The 5180-nt window shown below is 45.1% G+C and carries 8 protein-coding genes; all 8 read left to right on the top strand.

Going from position 1 to position 5180, the window contains the following annotated elements; genetic code table 11:
* On the top strand, positions 1-725 hold a 725-nt coding region (locus AB7E53_RS13980; protein WP_446776363.1), incomplete at its 5' end, for an ATP synthase beta subunit C-terminal domain-containing protein.
* Between the two features lie 2 nt (positions 726-727).
* Positions 728-961, top strand: coding sequence for a F0F1 ATP synthase subunit epsilon (locus AB7E53_RS13985; protein ID WP_079683663.1), 234 nt, complete (start codon positions 728-730; stop codon positions 959-961).
* Between the two features lie 21 nt (positions 962-982).
* On the top strand, positions 983-1396 hold the full coding sequence (locus tag AB7E53_RS13990) for a hypothetical protein (protein WP_446776365.1): 414 nt from the start codon (positions 983-985) through the stop codon (positions 1394-1396).
* Complete coding sequence (atpB, locus tag AB7E53_RS13995; protein ID WP_446776367.1) at positions 1393-2436, top strand: F0F1 ATP synthase subunit A; 1044 nt, start codon at positions 1393-1395, stop codon at positions 2434-2436. The genes AB7E53_RS13990 and atpB overlap by 4 nt, the downstream gene beginning before the upstream one ends.
* 40 nt (positions 2437-2476) lie before the next feature.
* Positions 2477-2734 (top strand): ATP synthase F0 subunit C, encoded by a 258-nt coding sequence (atpE, locus tag AB7E53_RS14000; RefSeq protein WP_079683666.1) that lies wholly within the window; start codon positions 2477-2479, stop codon positions 2732-2734.
* A 22-nt stretch (positions 2735-2756) separates the two neighbouring features.
* Entirely contained in the window at positions 2757-3257 is a 501-nt protein-coding gene (gene atpF / locus AB7E53_RS14005) for a F0F1 ATP synthase subunit B (RefSeq protein ID WP_446776369.1), read from the top strand.
* 2 nt (positions 3258-3259) lie between these two features.
* Positions 3260-3805, top strand: a complete 546-nt coding sequence (locus AB7E53_RS14010; RefSeq protein ID WP_079683668.1) for a F0F1 ATP synthase subunit delta — start codon at positions 3260-3262, stop codon at positions 3803-3805.
* Positions 3806-3874: 69 nt separating this feature from the next.
* Positions 3875-5180, top strand: a 1306-nt coding sequence (gene atpA, locus AB7E53_RS14015; protein WP_446776371.1) for a F0F1 ATP synthase subunit alpha, incomplete at its 3' end; no start/stop codon positions are given.

The raw sequence follows: 5180 nt of genomic DNA on the forward strand, positions 1-5180 counted from the left end.
GTGATGCCGGTGATGGTTCCGGAGCCAAAGATATCCTGTTCTTTATCGATAATATTTTCCGATTTACCCAGGCAGGCTCCGAAGTGTCGGCTTTGCTGGGACGAATGCCTTCGGCTGTGGGGTATCAGCCCACATTGGCTACCGAAATGGGAGCCATGCAGGAACGGATCACCTCCACTAAAAACGGATCTATCACTTCGGTTCAGGCGGTGTATGTACCGGCGGACGACTTAACCGACCCTGCTCCGGCAACAACATTCAGTCACCTGGATGCCACCACGGTATTAAGTCGGAAGATTACGGAACTGGGAATATATCCGGCGGTGGACCCGCTGGAATCCTCTTCCCGTATTCTGGATCCGCTTATTGTGGGTGAAGATCATTACCAGACCGCCCAACGGGTAAAGCAAATCCTGCAAAGAAACAAGGAGTTGCAGGATATTATATCCATTTTAGGAATGGAAGAGCTTTCGGACGACGACCGCACTGTTGTGAACCGGGCACGCCGTGTACAGCGATTCCTGTCGCAGCCTTTTACCGTGGCTCAGCAGTTTACCGGTATTCAGGGCGTGATGGTTCCGATAGAAGACACGATCCGTGGATTCCGTATGATTCTGGACGGAGAAGTGGATTACCTTCCCGAACAAGCATTTTTGAATGTGGGAACCATCGACGAGGCAATCGAAAAAGGAAAGAAATTGTTGGAAGACGCAAAAGAAGACTGAGGATGAAGCTGGAAATCGTATCTCCCAAGGGGAGTGTATTTGATGGGGAAGCAGATTCGGTTTTGTTTCCCGGATTGATGGGCGATTTTATGATTTTACCCAATCATGCTCCCTTGTTGGCCGTTCTTTCCAAAGGAGTCATCCGGATCGAACATAACGGAGAAACCCGGCTTGTTGAAGTTGCCGGAGGAGTGGTGGAGGTTGTTGGATCAGGCATACATGTATGCACAGACTAACTATACTAAAAAGAAGATAAAATGGAACATTTCAAATCAATGGGAAGATTAAGATTCAGGTTGTTTCTTTTTGTAACCTGGGTGTATTCGGTTGTAGGTGTATCATTAGGCGGTTTGTTAAACACCATATGGCATACTCATTACTTTGCATGGTTTCCGGCAATTCCGATTTATTACTATGTACTGTGTCTGGTCCTGTTGGTCTTTCTGGAGAAAGCGAACCGTAAGCATCCCGATTCAATTATAAACAATTACATGATAACCAGAGTTGTTAAGTTGATACTAAGCATCGTATTCATCTGGTTGTATATGTTTTTTGTAAGACATCAAATCAGAATGTTTGCCATCACATTGATGATATTTTATTTTATCTCCATGTTTATTGACACGTACATCTTTTATCTGTACGAAAAAAGAAGAATGAAAAAAAGATGAAACAAGCTGGATATACGATACGAAAAACGGTACTTATGCTTTTCCTGCTGCTGGCAGGTATAGCAAAAGGTACTTCGCAGGAGGTGAATGTAGGAGAAATTGTGTTTTCCCATATCAAAGATTCGTATGAATGGCACATTACGAAGTGGAATAATACAGATATTGCAGTACCTCTGCCTGTAATAGTAAGAAGTGCAGAAAGAGGCTGGTTTGTATTTATGTCGTCTAAAATTAGTCACGGACATTCCTACAACGGTTTTCGTGTGGCTACAGAAGGCGATAACCAGGGGAAATTGGTAGAGATAAATGCTGCCGGCAGCGAGGTGAGACCGTTGGACCTGTCGCTAACAAAAAATGCTTCGGCCCTTTTGTTCTCAAGTTCGTTGCTGCTGTTCCTTATATTGCGTGTGGCAAGCTTCTATAAACGAAATCCACTGCAGACACCCGGTGGGTGGAAAGGAATGATCGAAGTGATGGTATTATACATCCGCGACGGGGTTATTAAAGAGAATGTAGGTGAAGATTATGAGAAATACTCTTCGTACCTGCTTACCATATTTTTCTTTATCCTATTGAATAACCTGATGGGACTTATTCCCATCTTTCCCTTCGGAGCCAATGTAACCGGAAATATCGCCATTACTTTCTTATTGGCATTATGTACGTTTCTGATTGTAAATGTATCGGGAACCAAAGCATACTGGAAAGAAATCGTTTGGCCGGATACACCGTTGTTTTTAAAACTTCCGGTTCCCATAATGCCTTTTGTGAATGCCTTTGAAGTGTTTACGAAACCATTTTCACTGATGATCCGGCTTTTCGCAAATATCATGGCCGGTCACACCATTATATTGGGACTTACGTGCCTGATATTTGTAACAGTAAGTATGGGAGCTGCTGTAAACAGCGGAATGACAGTCTTGTCTGTTATCCTTACCGTATTTATGAATTTTATTGAATTGTTGGTTGCTTGTATCCAGGCATATATTTTCACGATGCTTTCGGCTGTCTACATCGGACAGGCAAAAGCAGGACATTAATTATCAAAATTTCAGATTATAAATTTAAAGCAAAAAGAGTATGTTATCAGCAATTTTGTTGCAGGCTGCAGCCGCAAGTATGAGTTTAGCTAAGCTAGGAGGAACAATCGGAGCTGGTCTGGCTGTTATCGGAGCAGGTATTGGTATTGGAAAAATTGGTGGTTCCGCGATGGAAGCAATTGGTCGTCAACCCTCGGCCATCGGAGATATCCGTACCTCGATGCTTATTATGGCAGCCCTGGTGGAAGGAACCGCCCTTTTTGGAATCGTAGTTTGTTTCCTGGTATTATTTCAGTAAATAATAGATTTAATTTAATAGTATGTCATTATTAATTCCAGACACAGGGTTGCTGTTTTGGATGATCTTGTCTTTCGGAATTGCTTTTTTCGTTCTTGCCAGGTTTGGTTTTCCTATGATCCTGAAAGGGGTGGAGAAAAGGAACGAATTTATTGCCCAATCGGTCGAATCCGCTAAAGAGGCCAATGCTAAGCTGGCATCCATTGAAAACGAATGCCAGACATTACTGGCCAGAGCCAAACAGCAACAGGCCAGCATACTGAATGATACGGTGATGGAAAAGGAGCGTATTCTGAAAGAGGCAAAGGAAAAGGCGGAAAAAGAGACACAACTGGCCATTGATTCGGCCATGCGTCAGATTGAATTTGAAAAGAACAAGGCAATCCGCGACGTGCGCGAAGAGATAGCAACTCTTTCGGTTGCCGTTGCCGAAAAGATTATCCGTGGTAAAATTGAAAAGGAATCCGGTCAGAAGGAGGTTATCAGCCGGCTGATCGACGAAATCACTTTAAGTAAATCGTAGGGATGTATACAGGTAATATTTCTGTCAGGTACGCAAGAGCTTTGCACTCTTTTGCTAAGGAAAACAAGGAGGAAACGCAAGTTTACAATGAGATGCTGATGCTTCTGCATCAGATGAAAGCCGTGGTTGCTTTGGTAAACTCGCTTAACAGCCCCATCATTTCTCTAAGCAAAAAAGCAATGCTGCTTGAAACGGCCTGTGGAATCGATGTAAGCAATTCCACATCGAGGTTTATCAAGTTGGTTTTATCGCAAAAAAGGGAAGATATGTTACGGTATATCTGCCTCCAGTACATAGACATGTACCGCAAGGAGAAACATATATTACCGATAACACTTACGTTGGCACAACCGATAGATGCCGAAACAAGCGAACGGATCAAAAAGCTGATACGTATCAAAACACACGATGAGGTGGAATTTACGGTTGTGATTGATCCCAAACAGATAGGCGGCTTTATATTGGATACCGATGGTTACCGGCTGGACGCCAGTGTTCTGTCGCAATTGGATTCCATCCGGAGTCAGTTGATTCGGCAAAACCTGTGATTTGCACGATAGATTTACATGTGTTTTGCAGGAAAGATTTACAAATGTATTATGATTAATTGAGAGTTTATGGTCAATGGCTTGAAAATAGGAGAGGTATCGGATGTGTTGCTGAAGCAGCTGCAGGATATTAAACCGGATATACATTTATCGGAGGTCGGAACCGTCCTTCAGGTAAGTGACGGTGTAGCCCGCATCTATGGTTTGCATAGGGCAGAATCCAACGAATTGCTGGAATTCAAGAATGGAATGAAGGCAATTGTAATGAATCTGGAAGAAGATAACGTGGGCGCTGTGTTGTTGGGGCCGACCGACAAGGTTGAAGAGGGTGATGTAGTTACGCGTACAGGTAAGATTGCTTCCATTCAGGTAGGCGAGGGATTGCTGGGGCGTGTGGTAGATGCGTTGGGAAATGCAATAGACGGACTTGGTCCGGTTACCAACGTGCCGTACGAGATGCCTTTGGAGCGTAAAGCCCCGGGTGTGATTTTCAGACAGCCTGTAAATGAGCCGCTGCAGACAGGGATAAAGGCAATCGATGCCATGATTCCAATCGGTCGGGGACAGCGTGAGTTGATTATCGGCGACCGGCAGACGGGCAAGACTTCCATTGCTATTGATGCCATATTGAACCAACGTGCCAATTACGAGGCCGGGAAACCTGTGTATTGTATCTATGTGGCAGTGGGGCAGAAGGCTTCTACCGTGGCGTCCATCGTTAATACGCTGAAGGAGAAAGGTGCCATGAAGTATACGGTGGTGATATCGGCTACAGCATCCGATCCGGCGGCGATGCAGTATTTCGCTCCCTTTGCCGGAGCTGCGGTAGGCGAGTATTTTCGCGATACCGGCAGACATGCTCTGGTAGTGTACGATGATTTGTCGAAACAGGCGGTGGCTTACCGTGAAGTATCCCTTATCTTACGCCGCCCTTCGGGCCGTGAGGCTTACCCGGGGGATGTTTTTTACCTGCATTCGCGCTTGCTGGAACGTGCTGCAAAGATTATCGCCCAACAAGAGGTGGCCAGTCAGATGAACGACTTGCCCGAAAGTCTGCGCTCGGAAGTGAAAGGCGGAGGGTCTCTTACTGCCTTGCCAATCATTGAGACACAGGCTGGCGACGTATCTGCCTATATTCCTACCAATGTGATTTCCATTACCGACGGACAGATTTTCCTGGAAACCGATCTGTTCAACCAAGGTGTTCGTCCGGCTATCAACGTAGGTATATCCGTTTCACGTGTGGGCGGTAATGCCCAGATCAAATCCATGAAGAAGGTGGCCGGTACGTTAAAAATAGATCAGGCACAGTACCGCGAACTGGAATCGTTTACCAAGTTTGGTGGAGATATGGACCAGGTAACAGCTTTAACAA

The organism is Macellibacteroides sp., from assembly GCF_050251695.1.
GTDB lineage: Bacteria > Bacteroidota > Bacteroidia > Bacteroidales > Tannerellaceae > Macellibacteroides > Macellibacteroides fermentans.